We start from the raw sequence: 17,222 nt of genomic DNA, 5'->3' as shown, positions 1-17,222 counted from the left end.
GAGGAAGAAGTGGCGCCACCCAGTAAGTACTCGCCGGAGTTCCGCGAGGAAGCCGTCCAGATCGCGTTGACATCAAGCAAGACGATCTCTGAAGTCGCCCGGGATCTTGAGCTGAACCCAGAGACGCTCCGGGGTTGGGTGAAAAAGCACCAGAAGCAGCAGGAACCGGCTCCCGACGCGGAACTGACAGTGAACGAGCGGGCGCGTCTGAAGGAACTGGAACGACGTAACCGTGAGCTGGAGATGGAAGTTACCTTCCTGAAAAAAGCCGCAGCGTACTTCGCGAAGGATCCCCGGTAGCAAGCAAGTACGAGTTCATCGACGAGATGCGGCTCGACACCGAGAAGTACGCGTACAGCGTCGAGTTCATGTGTGGCCGGCTCGGCGTCTCCAGATCCGGCTACTACGACTGGCGATCCCGCCCGGAATCCGCGACGGCCCGGCGGCGCGAAGAACTGAAACTGCTCATCGAGAAGGCCTTCGACATGTCCGACGGCACCTACGGCCACCGGCGCATCCAGGCCCAGCTGGACCGCTGGGGTGTCACCGCCGGACTGGAACTGGTCCGCCAATTCATGCGTGATCTGGGCCTTGAGCCCTGCCAGCCGCAGCCGAAGAGGTTCAGCCTCACCCAGGCCACGGCCGGCCAGGTGCCGGACCTTGTCGGCCGCAATTTCACCGCTGACGCACCCGGCGAAAAACTCGTCGGTGACATTACCTACATCGCGACAGGGGAAGGCTGGCTGTACCTCGCAACGGTCATCGACTGCTGCACGAAGGAAGTCATCGGCTACGCGATGGACGATAACTATCAAACCCCACTGATATCCAGAGCGATCCGCAACGCAGCGCGGAACAGGAACCTCTCCGCTGGCGCGATATTTCACTCCGACCGTGGAAGTAACTACATGTCAGCCGAGTTCGGGAAGACGCTCGACCGGTTCGGGCTCCGCAGATCTTCCGGCCGCACCGGGATCTGTTTCGACAACGCCATGGCCGAATCGTTCTTCGGTACCCTGAAGAACGAGCGTGTATCCAGGGTGACTTACCTGACGCGCGCGGCTGCCCGCCAGGACATCACTCGGTACATCGAATTCTGGTACAATCACAAACGCCTCCACTCGGCAGTGGGTTACCGCCCTCCGCGCGAAGTTCACGCCGAATACGAGAAGTTGCGAATCGCCGCGTGAAATAGGCAGTCAGACGCCTGTCCGGAAAATGCGAGGCCCCTCACATCTCCGTGCCCTCACGCCCCCGGACACGCAGCCCCCATCCCATTCCCATACCGCCGCCCCCGTTTTCCGATACGTCGGGGCATCCTTATCGTGAATGGCGCAGGCCACTAGATCACAAACACGACATTGCGCGCGCATCCCTGCGCTTGACGAGGATTGACCGAATCCAGCCCCTCGCCTGCAGGCCGTCGGAGAAGTTGACAAGTGCTCTGCGCCGCTAGCTGCCCAACTGGGATATTTCCGGAAAGTCGGCGGCGGGGTCATTCTCACCGCCGGACGACGCCCTCTCAAGGGGTATAACCAGGTCAGAGACCATGCCGAGGCCGTGGTGGTCGCCTGGCGGTCGCAGTGGACGGAGGCTGGATGTGTCGGCGTACCCTGCCGCATGCTGGAGGCGATCCCCATGCCTACAACCGCCCCCGCCGGCCGCGGTCGTGTCTACCGCCGCTGCGGCTGCCGAGACCTTCATCGCCACCAGCTCGGTGCACACTGTCCACATCTGGTCACGGACAGCGAACACGGCACGTGCACCTTCGCCGTCGACACCCCCACCCCGGATCACCACCGTACGACCATCCGCCGCGGCGGCTTCCCAAGCCAGGACAGCGCAGAGACTGCGCTCCGCAGATTCCTCGAGGGCGAGGCGGGCGGGTTCGACGCCGATCCCAACCAGCCAGTCGCCGACCACCTCAACGCCTGGCTCACCGCGAAAGCACTTGTGCTGAAGCCGACCACCATGGCCCGCTACCGGGACTACGTCCGCAACGACCTCATCCCCGGCTTCGGCACCCTCAAGCTCGACCAGCTCGGGCACCGGCACATCGCCGCCTTCGCCACCAGCCAACTCGCCGCCGGCCGCGGCAAAGTCACCCTCTCCAGGTGTCTGGCCACCCTCTCCAGCGCGCTGGGCGACGCCGTCCGCCAGCACCGCCTCCCCCACAACCCCGCCAGTCCCCCGATCGTGCGCCGACCGCCCTCACCGGAGCGGCGGATCTGGACCCCAGAGGAGGCCGCCCTCTTCCTCTCCTACTGCCACCAGGCCGACCCCGACATGGCCGACCTGTTCGAGTTCCTCATCGGCACCGGCATGCGCAAGGGCGAAGCCCTCGGCCTGCACTGGGACGACGTCCACCTCGACGAGTGCGTCCTCTACGTACGCTCCACACTCTCCGCCATCGACAACAACCACCTCGCCCTCACCAGCCCGAAGACCCGATCGAGCCGCAGCTGGGTCGCCATCTCGCCCCGCGTCGCCGCAGCGCTGCAGCATCGGGCACGTACGGTTCCTCGCACCCACAGCGATGCTGCCGATCCGTTCGCCGGACTGGTCTTCTGTCGGCCCGACGGCCGCCCCCTCGGACCACAACTCGTGCTCGACCGGTTCCACCGTCTCTCCGACGAAGCCGGCGTCCCCAGAGTCACGGTTCACGACCTGCGACACCTGGCCGCCACCATCACCATCACCGCCGGAGTCCCCCTCACGGTGGTCTCCAAGACCCTGCGACACTCCACCCTGTCCACCACCGCGAACCTCTACAGCCACCTCACCCAACAGGCCGCACGCGAAGCCGTCGACACCATCGACCGCACCCTCACCCAGGCCGAGACCACCACGCGACCACATCCGCAGCCTCCGCGAAGCCTTCCGCCGGCTGCGCAAGCCTGCCCCGCCCGCCTTCAGCACCGCCGTGAACCAGCCGCACCCAAGGCGTGCGACCACACTGCGACCACCACGCCCCGGAACACACGAAAGGCCGCCCTCTCCATCACGAGAGAACGGCCTCCGACCTGCGCCAACACAAGTCGGGACGACAGGATTTGAACCTGCGACCCCTTGACCCCCAGCCGTTCTGCGATGTGGCAGGGCACTGACGGCGGCGCTACGCTCCGCGCGGCGGTTCAGGACCACTCCAGACACGTGACGGCCCTCCGCCGCCTTTGACTGTCCGTCGAACGCCACCGCAGCATCGACAGCCGGGGCAGGGGTGGCCCCTGAACCCGGGGAGACCAACGCGACAACAGCCGCCCTCAGGGCGGCTGCTGCGGCTGCGCTGCGACACCTGCCTACCGACATCTCTACCTCCAGATCGTCACGGCGCCGGGAGAACCCGCCACCGCCTCCATACCGTGCAGTGGCCGGCCGGCACGGATTGGTTGCCGGCCTGCCGGTGCTCGATGAACCGCGAGGATCAGGGGGATTGAGCCGAACGACCTGGCCGACTGCTTCGGGCTGCGAGAATGGCCGGGTCAGCCGTTCGGCGTACGGCGACGGGCTCGCGGCGTGCCCGACGCGTATGCCTCCGACCAGTGGGAAGCCCTCAACCATGACCGCCCAGCGCAGCTCCGCCGTGCACCTCCCTTCCGTCCACCAGCTCAAGGTCGGTCTGGAGGGGATGAAACCGCCGGTGTGGCGACGTCTGGTGGTTCCCTCGGACGTCACGCTGGGCTCGCTACACGACGTGATCCAGATGGCGTTCGGATGGCAGGACATACACCTGCACGCTTTCGAGGACCGCATGGGCGGGCGGTACGCCCCGCCGGAGGACCTCGACATCCCGGTCTTCGACGAGGAGGAGGCCGTCCTCGCGGACGTCCTGCCGCGCACCGGCGACCGTATGGACTACACCTACGACTTCGGCGACGACTGGCTGCACCGGATCACGGTGGAGGGGGTGCGCCCCGCCGAAGGAGGCGAAGGGGAGCGTGCGGTGTGCACGGGCGGGCGGCGGGCCATGCCGCCCGCCGAGGACCTCGGCGGCGGATGGGGGCTGGCCGAGCTGCTGGAGCGGTACGCGGACGGGGAGCACCCGAGCCCCACTCCCGTCCGGCGCGGTGGTGAGAAGTGGGTGGGGCACGAGGGCCTGCACGACGAGGTGCTGGCGGGCCTGTACGAGGAGGGCTTCGACCCGGCTGCCTTCGACCCTGCCGAGCTCACCCGATCCCTCGCACAGGTGCCGATGCGGCGGGCGGCGGTCACACGAGCCGGGCGGCGTGGCAAGCGAGCCGAACGCAAGGCCCCGCAGGGGACGTACCGCTGCGAGTGCGGCGAGTTCCACTCGCTGCCCGGCGGCGCGGTCCCGCTCGCCGACGACGACGGTATGGGCGAAGAGGCGTCGCCAGCCGGTCTCTTCGACGCCGCGGACGTCCGGCTCCCGGCCGTACGGCTGCCCGGCGCGGCGGAGTTGGCCCACACCGTGCGCGAGGTGCCCGCCTTCATGGCGGCGGTGCGGCTCGGGCACTGGTGCGGCGGCGGGCGGGAGCTGACTCCGAAGGGGCTGCTGCGGCCGAAGCTCGCCCGGCAGGCAGTGGAGGAGGCCGAGCTGTGGCGCCTCGACTCCGAGGAATGGGGTGATCCCGAGCAGCGGGCCGCGCAGCTGGCGAAGATCCGCAGCGCGGCCGATATGGAGCCGGTGGACCTGCCCTGGGAATGGGCGCTGAACTGCGGCTTCATTGACGTGGACGGCAACCGCGCGCACGCCGGCGCCGAGCTGCCGAACGAGGACGACGACGCAGCGCTGCTGGCCGCCTGGCAGGAGGCGGTGGCGGGCGCGGTGACCGAACTCGCGCTCATCTTCCCCGCGTTGGACGGGCCGCTGGGCGAGCTGGCACCGCTGCAGGAGCTGACCGACGCGGCCCCGCCGCTGGTGTTCCTGATGCTGCTCGCGGCGTACGGGCTGCCCGACGGGGAGTGGGTGGATGTCGCCGACTTCCTCACCGACGGCCTGTCAGGACTGGCCGAGGGCCCGGCCCGACAGTTGGTGTCGGCGCTCCTCGCCGACCAGTACCACGACATCGCCGGGACGCTGGAGCTGTTCGGCGCCGCCGAGCGCGACGGCCAGGACCCGCGGGCGGACGCCGCCGTCCTCACCCTGCTGTTCGACGGCGGCGGGCAGGGCATGCTGCCCGCCGACCGCTTCCGGCTCACGGCGCTGGGCCGCTCCGGCCTGCGCGCGCTGCTGGTGACGGCAGGTATCCCGGCGCCGGTGATCGGCTCGCTCGCCAGGGCGGACGCCCGCGAACTGCTGGCCGCACTCCCCTCGTACCCCGCCGAGGCGGATGCGGCGGCGGAGGTGGCGGCCTGGCTCGCGGCGCGCTCCGCGGCGGACGCGGCGGTGCAGGTGGTGGACGCCTGCGACGGTACGGAGCCGGCCGACGCGCTGCGCCGCCTTGAGGCCCCGCGCGTACTGGCCGCCGTACTGGATGCGGACCTCACCGGGAGGGCGAAGACGGTGCTGCGCAAGGCCGCCGTCTCCCAGATCACCGGCTGCGCGCACGCGGCGGCTTCCATGCTGCGCCGGATCGACGAGCCCGCCGAGGGGGAGGCAGCCTGGGGCCTGGAGTGGATGCTGGTGGACGGTGCGCTGCCGTTCGCCGCGGCAGGCGAACAGGCACTGCGCGACAGGCTGCTGGCGGGTCCCGGGGACGGGAGGCGTCCGCTCGATCAGCTCGCCGAGGGCGCCGACGAACTGTGGCGCGCCGGCCACCCGCACACCGGCGAGGTGCTCGGCGCGCTGGCCGACGCCGTCAGGCCCCTCGACAAGGCCCTGGCCAAACGGCTGCGGAAGGCCGCGTTCAAGGCGGGAAACGCCAAATGAGCCGAGTTTTCAGGGAGCTCACTGCCGAGGCCGCGCCGCTCGCCGACCCTGCTGCCATCGCCTGGGCGCGCGAGCACCTGGCCGCGGACGGCTGGGCCGCCGTGTTCGCGCCGGCCGAGCCGGGGCAGCCGGCCCGGCTCGGCCGCCTGGTGTTCTACCGGCCCACCGCCGGTGCCCGCCGCGTACCCGCCGCGGCCGCCGCACGTCAGACGGTGGAGCGGGTCCGGCTGGAGCTGGTCCTGCCGCACGGCGCCGGGGTGCGCACCCGCGGCGTCGACGGTTGGGCGCTCGGCACCGGCGACGCGCTCGCCCTCCTGCTCGACCTGCCCGAGACGGGCATCCATCGGTCGCTCGCCGCCTGGGCGTCCGTCGCCCGCCACGCCCTGCAGCTGCTCGGCGAGGGGCGTCTGTATCCGGCGCTGACCTCCGACACGTACACCACCTGGCGCTTCGGGCCGCCCGGCCAGCGGGGCAAGCGGGACCTGGACGCGCTGGCCGCCGCTCTGCCCCCGTACGCCCACAATCTGCCCGCGCCCCCGGCAGACGACAAGGCCGTACGGATCGCCGAACCGGCAGCCCTGGTACGGGAGTTCTGTGACGCGATCGCGGACACCCTGCCGCGCACCCCGGCCGCCGGCTGGGCCGCGCCCGGCAACCCGTACGCCGACCGCGCGACCGCCCTGCACCCGCGCCTGGCCCAGTGGGCGGCCGAAGCCGCAGCCGAGCGGGCCGCGCAGGTCGGTGTGGAGCTGCGGGTCGAGCCCCCGGCCGGACGGCGCCGCGTCTTCCACGCGGTGCTGCAGCTACGGACCGCGGCCGACCCGTCCTTGGTCCTGGACGCTGCCGAGCTGTGGGCCGACCCGCACCTCGCGCAGCGTCTGCTCGGCCCGCACGCCGAGGCCGAGACGCTGCTGGCGCTGCGCCGCGGCGCACGGGCCTGGCAGCCCCTGACCCGCCTGCTCGCCGAAGCCACACCGAGCGCGCTGCGGCTCGACGACGAGGAGGCCATGCAGCTGCTGGGGGACGCCACCGACGCGCTGCGCTCGGCGGGCGTGCGCGTGCACTGGCCGCGCGAGCTGGTCAAGGCCCTCGACATGCGGGCGGAGATCGGGGCGGCCACCGCGCCCGGCGCGACCGTGGACACCCTGCTGGGCAGGGACGCCCTGCTCGACTTCTCCTGGCAGGTCGCGCTCGGCGGCGAGCAGCTCACCGAGGCCGAACTCGACCTGCTCGCCGAGGCCCGCCGCCCGCTGGTCAAGCTGCGCGACCAGTGGGTGGTCGCCGACCCGAAGCTGGTGGCCCGCCTCAAGCGGCAGCGCAGCCGCGAACTCGCCCCGCTGGAGGCACTCCAGGCGGCGCTGACCGGTGAGGTGGAATGGGACGGCGAACGCGTCGCGGTGGAGACGGCCGGCGCCTTCGGCGAACTGGTCGACCGGCTGCGCGCCGGCGAGGGCCGCGCCGCCGTCCGCGTGCCTCGGGGCCTGACGGCCACCCTGCGCGACTACCAGAAGCGCGGACTGGCCTGGCTGTCGGACATGACCCGCCTGACGCTCGGCGGGATCCTCGCCGACGACATGGGCCTCGGCAAGACCGTCACCCTGCTCGCCCTCCACCTGCACCGCCAGGAGCAGCCCGACACCGCAGGCCCCGCCCTCGTGGTCTGCCCGGCCTCGCTGCTCGGCAACTGGCAGCGCGAGGCGGCCCGCTTCGCTCCCGCCGTCCCGGTGCGCCGCTACCACGGCGGCGAACGCACCCTCGATCACCTCGCCGGTGACGAACTCGTCCTGGTCACCTACGGGGTGCTGCGCCGGGACCGTGAGCGGCTGGCCGCCGTCAAGTGGTCGCTGGTGGCCGCCGACGAGGCCCAGCACGTCAAGAACCCGTACGCCACGACCGCCCGCGAGCTGCGCGCGCTGCCCGCCCGCGCCCGCGTCGCGCTCACCGGCACCCCGGTGGAGAACAACCTCTCCGAGCTGTGGGCGCTGCTTGACTGGACCACCCCCGGTCTGCTCGGCCCGCTGTCCGCCTTCCGCGACCGCTTCGCGAAGGCCATCGAGCGCGGCGCGCTGGGCGCGGACGGCGACGAGGAGACCGCCGAGCAGGCCCGGCGGGCCGCCGAGCAACTCACCCGGCTCACCCGCCCGTTCCTGCTGCGCCGCCGCAAGTCCGATCCGGGCATCGCCCCTGAGCTCCCGGCCAAGACGGAGACCGACCACCCCGTCACCCTCACCCGTGAGCAGGCCGCCCTGTACGAGGCGCAGGTGCGCGAGACCATGATCCTCATCGAGAAGGCGGACGGCATCGCCCGCCGCGGCCTGGTGCTCAAACTCCTCACCGCACTCAAGCAGATCTGCAACCACCCCGCCCACTACCTGCGCGAGACCGGCCCGCTGCCCAGCCGCTCGGGCAAGCTGGACCTCCTCGACGAACTCCTCGACACCCTGGTCGCCGAGGACGAGGGCGCCCTGGTCTTCACCCAGTACACGCAGATGGGCCGACTCCTGGAGCGGCACTTCGCCGACCGCGGCATCCGCGCCCGCTACCTGCATGGCGCCACCCCCGTCCCCCGGCGCGAGGAGATGGTCGCCGCCTTCCAGCAGGGCGAGTTCCCCATCTTCCTGCTCTCCCTTAAGGCCGCCGGCACCGGCCTCAACCTCACCCGCGCCACCCATGTCATCCACTACGACCGGTGGTGGAACCCCGCCGTCGAGGACCAGGCCACCGACCGCGCCTACCGCATCGGCCAGGACCGCCCCGTCCAGGTCCACCGGCTCACCACGCAGGGCACCGTCGAGGACAAGGTCGCCCGCCTGCTCGGGGCCAAGCGCGCCCTCGCGGACCAGATCATCGCCTCCGGCGAGGCCGCCCTGACCGAACTGACCGACGCCGACCTCGCCGAACTCGTCGCACTGTCCAAGGAGTTCGAGGCATGACCCCCTCCCGCAAAGCGCCGCGCACCGGCAGCCGCGCCTTCGCCGCCACCTGGTGGGGCCAGGCCTGGGTGGACGCCCTGGAAGCCTCTACCCTCGACGCCGGCCGCCTCTCCCGCGGCCGCACCTACGCCCGCAAGGGCATGGTCGGCCCGGTTACCACCACCCCCGGCCTGCTGCGCGCCGAGGTCGAGGGCAGCGCCCCCTGGCCGTACGACGCAGCGCTGCACCTGCGCGTCCTCACCGGCGCCCAGTGGGAGACCCTCCTCGGCGCCATCGCCGCGCAAGCCGGCCGCACCGCTGCCCTCCTCGACGGGGAGATGCCCGCCGACCTCGTCGACGACGCGCGCGCCGCCGGTGTCCCCCTGCTGCCCGAGGCGAGCGAACTCGACCCGGAGTGCTCCTGCCCCGACTGGGGCTATCCCTGCAAGCACGCCGCCGCCCTGTGCTATGCCACCGCCGCCCATCTCGACGACGATCCCTTCTGGCTCTTCACCCTCCGCGGCCGTACCAAGGACGCCGTCCTCGCCGCGCTGCGCACCCGCCGCCAGGCCCTCACCGACACCGCGCCCGAGACCGGCGAGACGGCCCGCGGCCGGGGCGTGCCCGCCCGCGAGGCGTTCGCCTCCTGGAACGGCAGCTTCACCCCGCCGGCCCGCGAGCCGGCCGGGAGTACGCACGGCGAAGCCGACACAGCCCCCTCTCCCGTCACCACCGCGCCCCCGCCCGGCGCCCCCTTCACCCTTGACGACCTCGAAGCGCTCACCCGCGACACCGCTCAGCGCGCCCGCCACCTCGCCGCCGGGCACACCGCATCCCTCACCAGCGCCCCGCTGGAGGACGCCGTGCGCCTCGCCGCGACCGGCATCGGCGAGGACTGGTTCCACCAGCTCGTACGCGCCGCCGGCGTGCCCGCGCTCGACTTCGCCCTCCTGGTCCGCGCCCTTCGCCACGGCGGCCCCGCGGGCATCGCCGTCGCCCGCGCACCCCTCGTCCCCGACCCCGCAGCCATGGCCGCCGCCCGCACCGCCCTCACCGACCCCGACACCGCGGACGACACCGCCCGCACCGCACGGCTGCGTGCCTGGCGCAACCGCCTCACCGCCGACGACGAGGGCGTCCAGATCCGCTTCGGCCCCGACAACCGATGGCATCCCTACACCCGCGAAGGCCGCAATGCCGCATGGTGGCCCTGTGCCCCCGCCACAGCCGACCCCGTCGCCGCTCTGGTCGCAGCCCGCACCGCCGCCGCACCGCGCTGACGCGGCCACCGTGCGGGTGCCGATAAATCATCCGGACAGGTCACGCGGCATGTCGGTACTCGTGGAGGGTGCCGCCGAGCCGGTCGCGTCGGCGAACATCGAGGCGGGTGATCCGGTCCGGCTCGGTGACCGGTGCGGGCAGTGCATGCAGCGGAGCGGCCTGGCCAAGGGCCCGGTGTGGCCGGTGTTCGTTATAGTGCCGCTCGAACTCACGCAGCACGTTGTGCGTGCCGATAAGTCCATCCGCGCTGGTGAAAGGGCCTGGCTGGACAATCGGGTCCGGAGGGCTGATCGACCGTTCCCGCCAGCTCAGCTCCGGCATGATGTTCGATCGTGTTACTACGCCTGGCCTATCTGGCCGTCACGAACGCTTTCGCCGCGCTGCGGCTGTTGCCGTTGAGCGATCGGGACAAGGACGTGGAGATCCTCGCTCTGCGGCACCAGCTCGCAGTCCTTGAACGGCAGCTCGGTACAGCCCGACCGAACTTCGCTCCCGAGGACCGTGCGTTCCTCGCCGCCCTGCTCCATCGTCTGCCCAGACATGCCCTGAGCAGGCTGCGGCTGCTGGTTCGGCCGGACACGGTGCTGCGCTGGCACCGCGACCTGACAAAGTGTCGGCACGCAGCCCGCTCACGCCCTTAAGCGCACCGGCCGGCCAAGGACCGTGCGCTCCATCCGGCAACTGGTATTGCGCTTCGCGAAAGAGAACCCGAACTGGGGTTACCGACGGAACCACGGCGAACTCGCCATGCTCGGCATCAAGATCGCGGCTTCCACCGTCTGGGAGATCCTGCGCGCCGCCGGAATCAATCCGGCTCCGCAGCGCTCCACCACAACCTGGGCTGACTTCCTGCACACACAGGCAGATGCTCTCCTCGCGTGCGACTTCTTCGAGACCGTCACGCTTACCGGTACCCGGCTGCATGTGCTCGCGGTGATCGAGCACGCCAGTCGCCGGATCCGGATCCTGGGCGCCACCGCGCACCCGACCGCCGCCCGGGTCACGCAAGCCGCACGAAACCTCGTCATAGACCTGGAGGACGCCGGTCATCATGCACGATTCCTGATCCCCGACCGGGACGGCAAGTATCCCCAACTGTTCGACTCGATCCTCGCGGATACCGGAATCAAAGTGGTGCTCACCGGCATCCGCATGCCCCGGATGAACGCGATCATGGAACGTTGGGTACGCACCTGCCGCCGCGAACTACTCGACCGCACACTGATCTGGAACCCGCACCATCTCCTCTGCGCCCTTCGAGAGTTCGAAGACCACTACAACAACCACCGCCCGCATCGTGCACTCGGCCAAGCATCACCTCTACGCTCACACCCCGAGCCGGTCACCAATCCCGGCCAGATCGCCCACCTGAACATACGCAGACGCGACCGCCTCAGCCCGGATCCACCGGCTTGCCGCCTGTGGATAGTTCTTCCGGAAACGAGGAAGTGCCTTGTGACCTGCGATGATGGGGTTTCTCTAGGACCACATCAGGCACGATCGGCAAGGCACTTCCGAGATGCAATCTTCCCATGCCGCCACGGCGGTCTCGTCCGCGTTCGATGACCCGAATCTGATCGCGTACGGCGGGCTTGAGCCAGTGGTGCGCCTGGCCGAGCGATGCGGCCTGCCCACGCTGGCCGATGAGCTCATCCGGCTTCCGAAGTCGAAGGACGGCACCGGGGCCTTCCCCGCGGCGAAGCTGATGTCGCTGGTGGGCGGTATGGTCGCGGGTGCGGACAGCATCGAGGACATGGACCGGCTGCGGCACGGCGGACTCGGTCGTTTGTTTTCGGGGGTGCGGGCCCCGTCCACGCTGGGCAACTTCCTGCGCTCCTTTACCCACGGGCATGTGAAGCAACTGCACGCCGTGGCCCGCCGGTTGTTGCCCCGCCTCGCAGCGCACACCCCGCTGCTGCCCGGCGCGGATCAGGTCGCCTATGTGGACATCGACGACACGATCCGCCGCACCTACGGCTACGCCAAGCAGGGCGCCGGATACGGATACAGCAAGGTCAAGGGGCTCAATGCGCTGCTGGGGATCGTCTCCACACCCCTTGCCGCCCCGGTAATCGCCGCCACCCGGCTGCGCAAGGGACCGTCCAACTCCGCGCGCGGGGCAGCCGCGTTCGTGACCGAGACCATCCGCACCGCCCGCGCCTGCGGCGCGAGCGGCCTGCTGGTCGTGCGGGCCGACTCCGCGTTCTACGGCGCCGATGTCGTGAACGCCTGCCGGACCCTGGACGCCCGCTTCTCGATCACGGTGCGGATGAACGCCTCCATCAAGGCCGCCATCGCGCGCATCGACGAGAACGCCTGGACGGCGATCAAGTACCCCAAAGCGACCTGGGACGAGGAGGGCCAGTGCTGGATCTCGGACGCGGAGATAGCCGAGATCGACTACACGGCCTTCACCTCCAAGCCGAAGCAGCAGCAGGTCATCGCCCGCTTGATCGTGCGGCGGGTCAAGCGTCTGGCCCCCGATACCGTCCCCGCCGGTCAGGGCACGCTCTTCGATACCTGGCGCTACCACGCCGCGTTCACCAACTCCCCGCTCTCGCTGGTGGACGCCGAGCGTGATCACAGGCGGCACGCTGTCGTGGAACAAGTGATCGCGGACGTCAAGAACAGCGCCTTCGCGCACGCCCCCTCCGGCTACTTCCAGGCGAACGCCGCCTGGCTCACCCTGGCCGCCGTGGCGCACAACCTGACCCGTGCCGCCGGAACTCTGGCCGGAACCTTCCACGCCAGAGCGACCACCGCCACGATCCGCGACCACCTCATCAACGTGCCCGCCCGCCTGGCCCGCACAGCCCGCCGCCTCACCCTCCATCTACCCGAACGCTGGCCCTGGCGAGGCGACTTCATGCAGCTGATCACCGTCTTGCACGCGCCACCGTCCACGGCCTGACACGCCCTGACCGACCCGCCCGAAAGGGCCCGAGACCTACGGACATGTGGAAGAGCTGGGCAGACCAGCGGCCATTCCATGCCCGAACCCGCAGATCAACCTCGGACCAGCCCGAACACCCCCGAAACGATCACTCTCAAAACAAGCCGGTGGATCCGGGCTCAGCAGAACGCTCCACGAATACCACCATGCAGCCTGACCAGCTCGGATGACCTTTTCGGCACCCACAACGACGAGAACGCTCCCTGAATCCTGTGGGGCTCGGAAAATCATCGCTGCAGGTCGCAACCATCGCGCGGTCTGAACTGAAACCATGCCGGCGTGATCGTCTCATTGCTGTATAAAGTCGCCCGCGAGCTGCTGTCCGTCCCCAGGGTGCTGTTGCGTCGCGACAGCACCAAGGCCGCCGAGTTGCTTGTCCTCCGCCATGAGAATGCGGTGCTACGCCGTCAGATCGCCGGCCCGGTCCGCCACGAGCCCGCGGACCGGTTCTGGCTGGCCGCTGCCCTTGCCGATAACTCATCCTGTCCCGCTCGGAAATACGATTCCGGCTCTGGCCTGCAGCTTCTCCACGCGGGGCAACAGCCTCAATGGCGCCTGGGATGACCCTTCGATGTCGCTGTCGATCGTCACCATGCTGGTCCGGAATCTGATCAAGGTACCCTCTGCCGTACTCCGCAGCCGCGTGGCCAAGGACGCAGAAGTCCTCGCGTTACGGCATGAGAACACGGTGCTGCACCGTCAGAACGCCCGCGTCTGCTACGAGCCCGCAGACCGGATCTGGCTCGCCGCACTCTCGCGGTGCGTCCCACGCGAGCGCTGGCGCCAGACCTTCACGATCACCCCGGCCCCCACCACACTGCTGGCCTGGCACCGCCAACTCATCGTCAGAAAACGGATGTTCACGCGGCACCGCCGCCCCGGCAGACCCTCCACCGCGCCCGCCGTTAAACAGCTCATCCTGCGCCTGGCCCAGGAGAACAGCAGCTGGGGCCACCTCCGGATACAGAGCGAACTCGCCCGCCTCGGCTACCCGATCGCCCCGTCCACAGTCTGGGAGATCCTCCACGCAGCCGGCATCGCCCCCGCGCCGCACGCTCCGGCCCGACCTGGCGACAGTTCACGACCACCCAGGCCACGGCATCATCGCCGCCGACTTCCCGTACCTGGACACCATCTCGCTCAAGCGCCTGTACGCCCTGATCTTGATCGAACACGGCACCCGCCGCGTCCACCTCGCCGGCGTCACCGCCCACCCCACCGCCGCGTGGACCGTTCAGCAGGCCAGGAACCTTGCCATAACGCAGGGGCGCCGATTGGACTCGCTGCGCTTCCTCCTCCGGGACCGGAACAGCAAGTACACCCGCACCTTCGACGCCGCCAACGACGTGGAGATCCTGCTCAGCCCACCGCAGGCGCCCAAAGCGAACGCGATCTGCGAGAGAGTCGTGGGCACCCTCCGCCGCGAGCTCCTCGACCGCATGCTGATCTACAACGAGGCCCATGCCCGCGCAGTCCTGGCCGAATACATCAGGCACTACAACGGGCACCGCCCCCACCAGTCCCGACAGCAACTGCCCCCGGACAGCGCCGAACCAGCCACCCCGGCCACCGTCACCAACCTCCAGGCCCACCAGATCCGGCGACAACGCCTCCTCGGATGCCTGATCAACCAGTACGAGAGAACCGCCTGACCGAACGGCCCCTTCGCCGCAGCTCACAGCACCGAATCGTATTTTCGAGCGGCACAGGCCCCGCCTGCGTCGCTCCAGCTCAGCGGAGATACGACCGAACTCTTCTTGGTGGCGTGAGCGGTTGGTGTCAGACTTCTGGGCTTCCGTCCGGGCGTACGCGCGCGGTCCCCTCGCCCGGCGGGCGCGAGCACGCTCGATTCGCTCTCCTCACGAACGGGTGACGTCCGACCATAACTTCCGTGGTTCCAGCGGCAGTTGATAGCTGGGAAGAGTGCCGCACGATCGTCCTCACTCCGCTCTTGAAGCAGGGAGATTCCCTCACGCGGGCTTCACCGGCCCTCCTCATCTGCGTGCTTCACTCTCAGCTCAAGATCAACATCTCGACCAGATGGGTAGACAGTGAACATACGTGCGACCCGACGAGCAACCGCAGCCGCGCTGCTTTCCCTTGCGCTCCTCCCCGCCACCCTCGCCACCGCCACCGTTGCACAGGCCGAGACGCCGTTACCCAAGCCGAAGCTGACCATCGGCAAGCAGACCACCGACCCGCAGAAGGTGCGGGACTACTGGACCGCCGAGCGCGTCAGCAGTGCCGTCGCCAACGAGAAGAAGGACCAGGCCGCCTTCGACAAGAAGGCATCGGCCGCGACCCAGGGCGGCGAGCGCAAGGCTGTCAAGCAGACCTTGCCGGCGAAGTCCGCGCCCGCGGTCACCGGCAAGACGCTCGCGCCTCTCACCACCGCCTCGGTCGTGCCGGAGATGCCGCACGCCCAGCCGGTCCCGTTCCCGCAGTCGCAGCCCGCCGTCCTGGTCGGGAAGATCCTGTTCACCGCTAAGGACGGCACCACGCACGGCTGCAGCGGATCGTCCATCGTCACCGCCAACAAGAACACCGTGTGGACCGCGGGCCACTGCATCCACCCCGGTGACGGCACGGGCCCGGAGGGCTTCTACAAGAACATCCTCTTCATCCCCGGCTACAAGAAGAACGACATGGCCCCCAAGGGCTATGACGCCCCGTGGGGCGAGTGGGCCGCCAACGCGAAGGTCGCGCCCACCGCCTGGACCGCGGACGAGGACTATTTCTGGGGCGACATGGCGGCCTTCACGGTCACTCCCCCGACCGGCTACACGAACCTGACCGACTCCGTCGGCGCCTTCGGCTACAAGTTCGGCTCGGGCCCGGACTGGCCGGACATCATCGACTCCGGCTTCCCCGGTGACGGCTACCAGCGCACCGACATGGACGGCTACACGCAGTTCTACTGCACGGGCAACGCGGAGGACGCCACCCCGTTCTTCCCCGTGGACGACCGGCTGAAGTTCGACTGCGACATGGGCCACGGCGCCTCGGGCGGCCCGATGTCCACCCCGGAGGGTCAGATCGTCGGCGCCAACTCGCACGGTATCGACGACGGAGCGGGCAACATCGTCGAACCGGTCCTGTACAGCTCGGCGCACGCCGACAACGCGATCGACGTGATCAACCGGATCGGCACGTTCAGCTAGCAGCACGCGCACGACAGCAGAAAGCGGGCACCAGCCGAACTCGGGCTGGTGCCCGCCTCTTTGACGTCAGTCAGTCGTCCGGGCCGCCGAAGTCGGGGTCGAGCGCGGCGCCCGTAGGCGGCGGGCCCGCGTTGGCCAGTTCCTGGCTCATGTACTCGGTCCGGATCTGGACCGTCGACATCTTCTCCCAGCCCTCGGGAAGCTTCAGGCCAGCGTCGGCCAGCGACTTCTCCCACTTCGCGACCAGAGCCTGCCGCGTGCGAGGGATCTCATCGGCCGGCGGTCTGCTGCTGACCGTCACGCCCGACGGTTCGACCAGCTCGGACACCGTCACTGCGGTTCCCACACCCAGCAGGAAGGCTGCTGCTATGGATAACCACGCCTTACGCCCCATCCCACTTCCCTTCTCCGTACCGATCTTGCTGTGGTGAAGGAGCGTACCGGCATCGGTCAACTGGCTTCCGAGCACGTCAGCGTCGCGAGGAAGTCGGCGACCGACCCCGCGCACCCGTGCGGCTGTGGCACCCGGACGGTCCTCGCGATGGGGCGCACCGCTTCGCCACGGCCCTCTTCTGAGCGTTGCGTCATGACGCATCCTCATGTGTTCACGCGACGCCGCCGCGATCGCACCACCACTTAGGATCGCTCCCGACAAAGAATCCTGAGATCATCCTCAGCTTCCCCGGTCTCGGCCTCCAGCTCGGCGCCTGGGTGCTGGCCGAGATCGGGGACGACAAGACCCGCTTCGCGGACGCCCGCGGCCTGAAGGCCTATGCCGGTGCCTCGCCCATCACCAGGGCCTCCGGCAAGAAGTCGAGCATCACTCGCCGGTGGGTCAAGAACGACCGCCTCAACGCTGCCGGCTACCTCTGGGCCTTCGCCTCGATCACCGCCTCGCCGGGCGCCAAGGCCCACTACCGGCGGCGCCGGGACGAGCACGGAGACTGGCACGCGGCCGCCCAACGCAACCTCTTCAACCGCATGCTCGGCCATCTCTACTACTGCCTCCAGCACCACGAGTTGTTCGAAGAGCAGACCGCGTTCCCCACCGAACTCGCCGCTGCCGCTTGACACGTTGAGTGCCT

Annotated in this window: 11 protein-coding genes and 3 pseudogenes; 11 read left to right on the top strand and 3 right to left on the bottom strand. The window is 69.6% G+C overall.

The window, feature by feature from the left end; genetic code table 11:
- Positions 1-9: 9 nt before the first annotated feature.
- From ACY0PA_RS35970 to ACY0PA_RS35950, 5 genes are all read left to right on the top strand, one after another.
- Positions 10-1,190 (top strand): IS3 family transposase gene (locus ACY0PA_RS35970; protein WP_473081580.1). Its coding sequence is split into 2 segments (ribosomal slippage): positions 10-274 and positions 274-1,190, totalling 1,182 coding nucleotides; the frame shifts between segments, so codons are not numbered across the junction.
- Positions 1,191-1,638: 448 nt separating this feature from the next.
- The gene (locus ACY0PA_RS35965) at positions 1,639-3,057 is read left to right on the top strand and encodes a tyrosine-type recombinase/integrase (protein ID WP_473081579.1); all 1,419 of its coding nucleotides are present in this window, start codon (positions 1,639-1,641) and stop codon (positions 3,055-3,057) included.
- 502 nt (positions 3,058-3,559) lie between these two features.
- Entirely contained in the window at positions 3,560-5,830 is a 2,271-nt protein-coding gene (locus ACY0PA_RS35960; RefSeq protein ID WP_473081578.1) for an IS1096 element passenger TnpR family protein, read from the top strand.
- On the top strand, positions 5,827-8,763 hold the full coding sequence (locus tag ACY0PA_RS35955; protein ID WP_473081577.1) for a DEAD/DEAH box helicase: 2,937 nt from the start codon (positions 5,827-5,829) through the stop codon (positions 8,761-8,763). The genes ACY0PA_RS35960 and ACY0PA_RS35955 overlap by 4 nt, the downstream gene beginning before the upstream one ends.
- Positions 8,760-10,022, top strand: coding sequence for an SWIM zinc finger family protein (locus ACY0PA_RS35950; protein ID WP_473081576.1), 1,263 nt, complete (start codon positions 8,760-8,762; stop codon positions 10,020-10,022). Before ACY0PA_RS35955 ends, ACY0PA_RS35950 begins: the two co-directional genes overlap by 4 nt.
- Before the next feature lie 40 nt (positions 10,023-10,062).
- Here ACY0PA_RS35950 and ACY0PA_RS35945 read toward each other — a convergent pair whose 3' ends face one another.
- Both ACY0PA_RS35945 and ACY0PA_RS35940 read right to left on the bottom strand, forming a co-directional pair.
- On the bottom strand, positions 10,063-10,344 hold the full coding sequence (locus tag ACY0PA_RS35945) for a hypothetical protein (protein ID WP_473081575.1): 282 nt from the start codon (positions 10,342-10,344) through the stop codon (positions 10,063-10,065).
- Positions 10,345-10,361: 17 nt separating this feature from the next.
- Positions 10,362-10,565 carry a hypothetical protein gene (locus ACY0PA_RS35940; protein ID WP_473086627.1) on the bottom strand — a complete coding sequence of 68 codons (204 nt, stop codon included), beginning with the start codon at positions 10,563-10,565 and terminating at the stop codon, positions 10,362-10,364.
- On the opposite strand from ACY0PA_RS35940, the pseudogene ACY0PA_RS35935 reads away from it, so the two are divergent.
- The 5 genes and pseudogenes from ACY0PA_RS35935 to ACY0PA_RS35915 all read left to right on the top strand — a co-directional run.
- Positions 10,542-11,418: pseudogene (locus tag ACY0PA_RS35935) on the top strand (integrase core domain-containing protein); the annotation flags it as partial. The gene ACY0PA_RS35940 and the pseudogene ACY0PA_RS35935 sit on opposite strands and share 24 nt — an antisense overlap.
- A gap of 124 nt (positions 11,419-11,542) precedes the next feature.
- Positions 11,543-12,934, top strand: a complete 1,392-nt coding sequence (locus ACY0PA_RS35930) for an IS1380 family transposase (protein WP_473081058.1) — start codon at positions 11,543-11,545, stop codon at positions 12,932-12,934.
- Between the two features lie 321 nt (positions 12,935-13,255).
- Complete coding sequence (locus ACY0PA_RS35925) at positions 13,256-13,540, top strand: hypothetical protein (RefSeq protein WP_473081574.1); 285 nt, start codon at positions 13,256-13,258, stop codon at positions 13,538-13,540.
- Positions 13,541-13,547: 7 nt separating this feature from the next.
- Positions 13,548-14,628: pseudogene (locus tag ACY0PA_RS35920) on the top strand (integrase core domain-containing protein).
- Positions 14,629-15,027: 399 nt separating this feature from the next.
- Positions 15,028-16,137, top strand: coding sequence for a trypsin-like serine peptidase (locus ACY0PA_RS35915; protein ID WP_473081573.1), 1,110 nt, complete (start codon positions 15,028-15,030; stop codon positions 16,135-16,137).
- Between the two features lie 70 nt (positions 16,138-16,207).
- Here ACY0PA_RS35915 and ACY0PA_RS35910 read toward each other — a convergent pair whose 3' ends face one another.
- Complete coding sequence (locus ACY0PA_RS35910; RefSeq protein ID WP_473081572.1) at positions 16,208-16,483, bottom strand: hypothetical protein; 276 nt, start codon at positions 16,481-16,483, stop codon at positions 16,208-16,210.
- Positions 16,484-16,800: 317 nt separating this feature from the next.
- On the opposite strand from ACY0PA_RS35910, the pseudogene ACY0PA_RS35905 reads away from it, so the two are divergent.
- Positions 16,801-17,208 (top strand): annotated as a pseudogene (locus ACY0PA_RS35905) (IS110 family transposase); the annotation flags it as partial.
- Positions 17,209-17,222: the final 14 nt, after the last annotated feature.

This window comes from Streptomyces sp. DS1-CR2, from assembly GCF_055760475.1.
Note: the sequence above shows the minus strand (reverse complement) of the source record. Positions and strands in the feature narration are given on the sequence as shown.

Coding starts and splice junctions, on each gene's coding strand:
- ACY0PA_RS35965 (WP_473081579.1), top strand. CDS start 1,639: ATGCCTACAACCGCCCCCGCCGGCCGCGGTCGTGTCTACCGCCGCTGC.
- ACY0PA_RS35960 (WP_473081578.1), top strand. CDS start 3,560: ATGACCGCCCAGCGCAGCTCCGCCGTGCACCTCCCTTCCGTCCACCAG.
- ACY0PA_RS35955 (WP_473081577.1), top strand. CDS start 5,827: ATGAGCCGAGTTTTCAGGGAGCTCACTGCCGAGGCCGCGCCGCTCGCC.
- ACY0PA_RS35950 (WP_473081576.1), top strand. CDS start 8,760: ATGACCCCCTCCCGCAAAGCGCCGCGCACCGGCAGCCGCGCCTTCGCC.
- ACY0PA_RS35945 (WP_473081575.1), bottom strand. CDS start 10,344: ATGCCGGAGCTGAGCTGGCGGGAACGGTCGATCAGCCCTCCGGACCCG.
- ACY0PA_RS35940 (WP_473086627.1), bottom strand. CDS start 10,565: ATGTCTGGGCAGACGATGGAGCAGGGCGGCGAGGAACGCACGGTCCTC.
- ACY0PA_RS35930 (WP_473081058.1), top strand. CDS start 11,543: ATGCAATCTTCCCATGCCGCCACGGCGGTCTCGTCCGCGTTCGATGAC.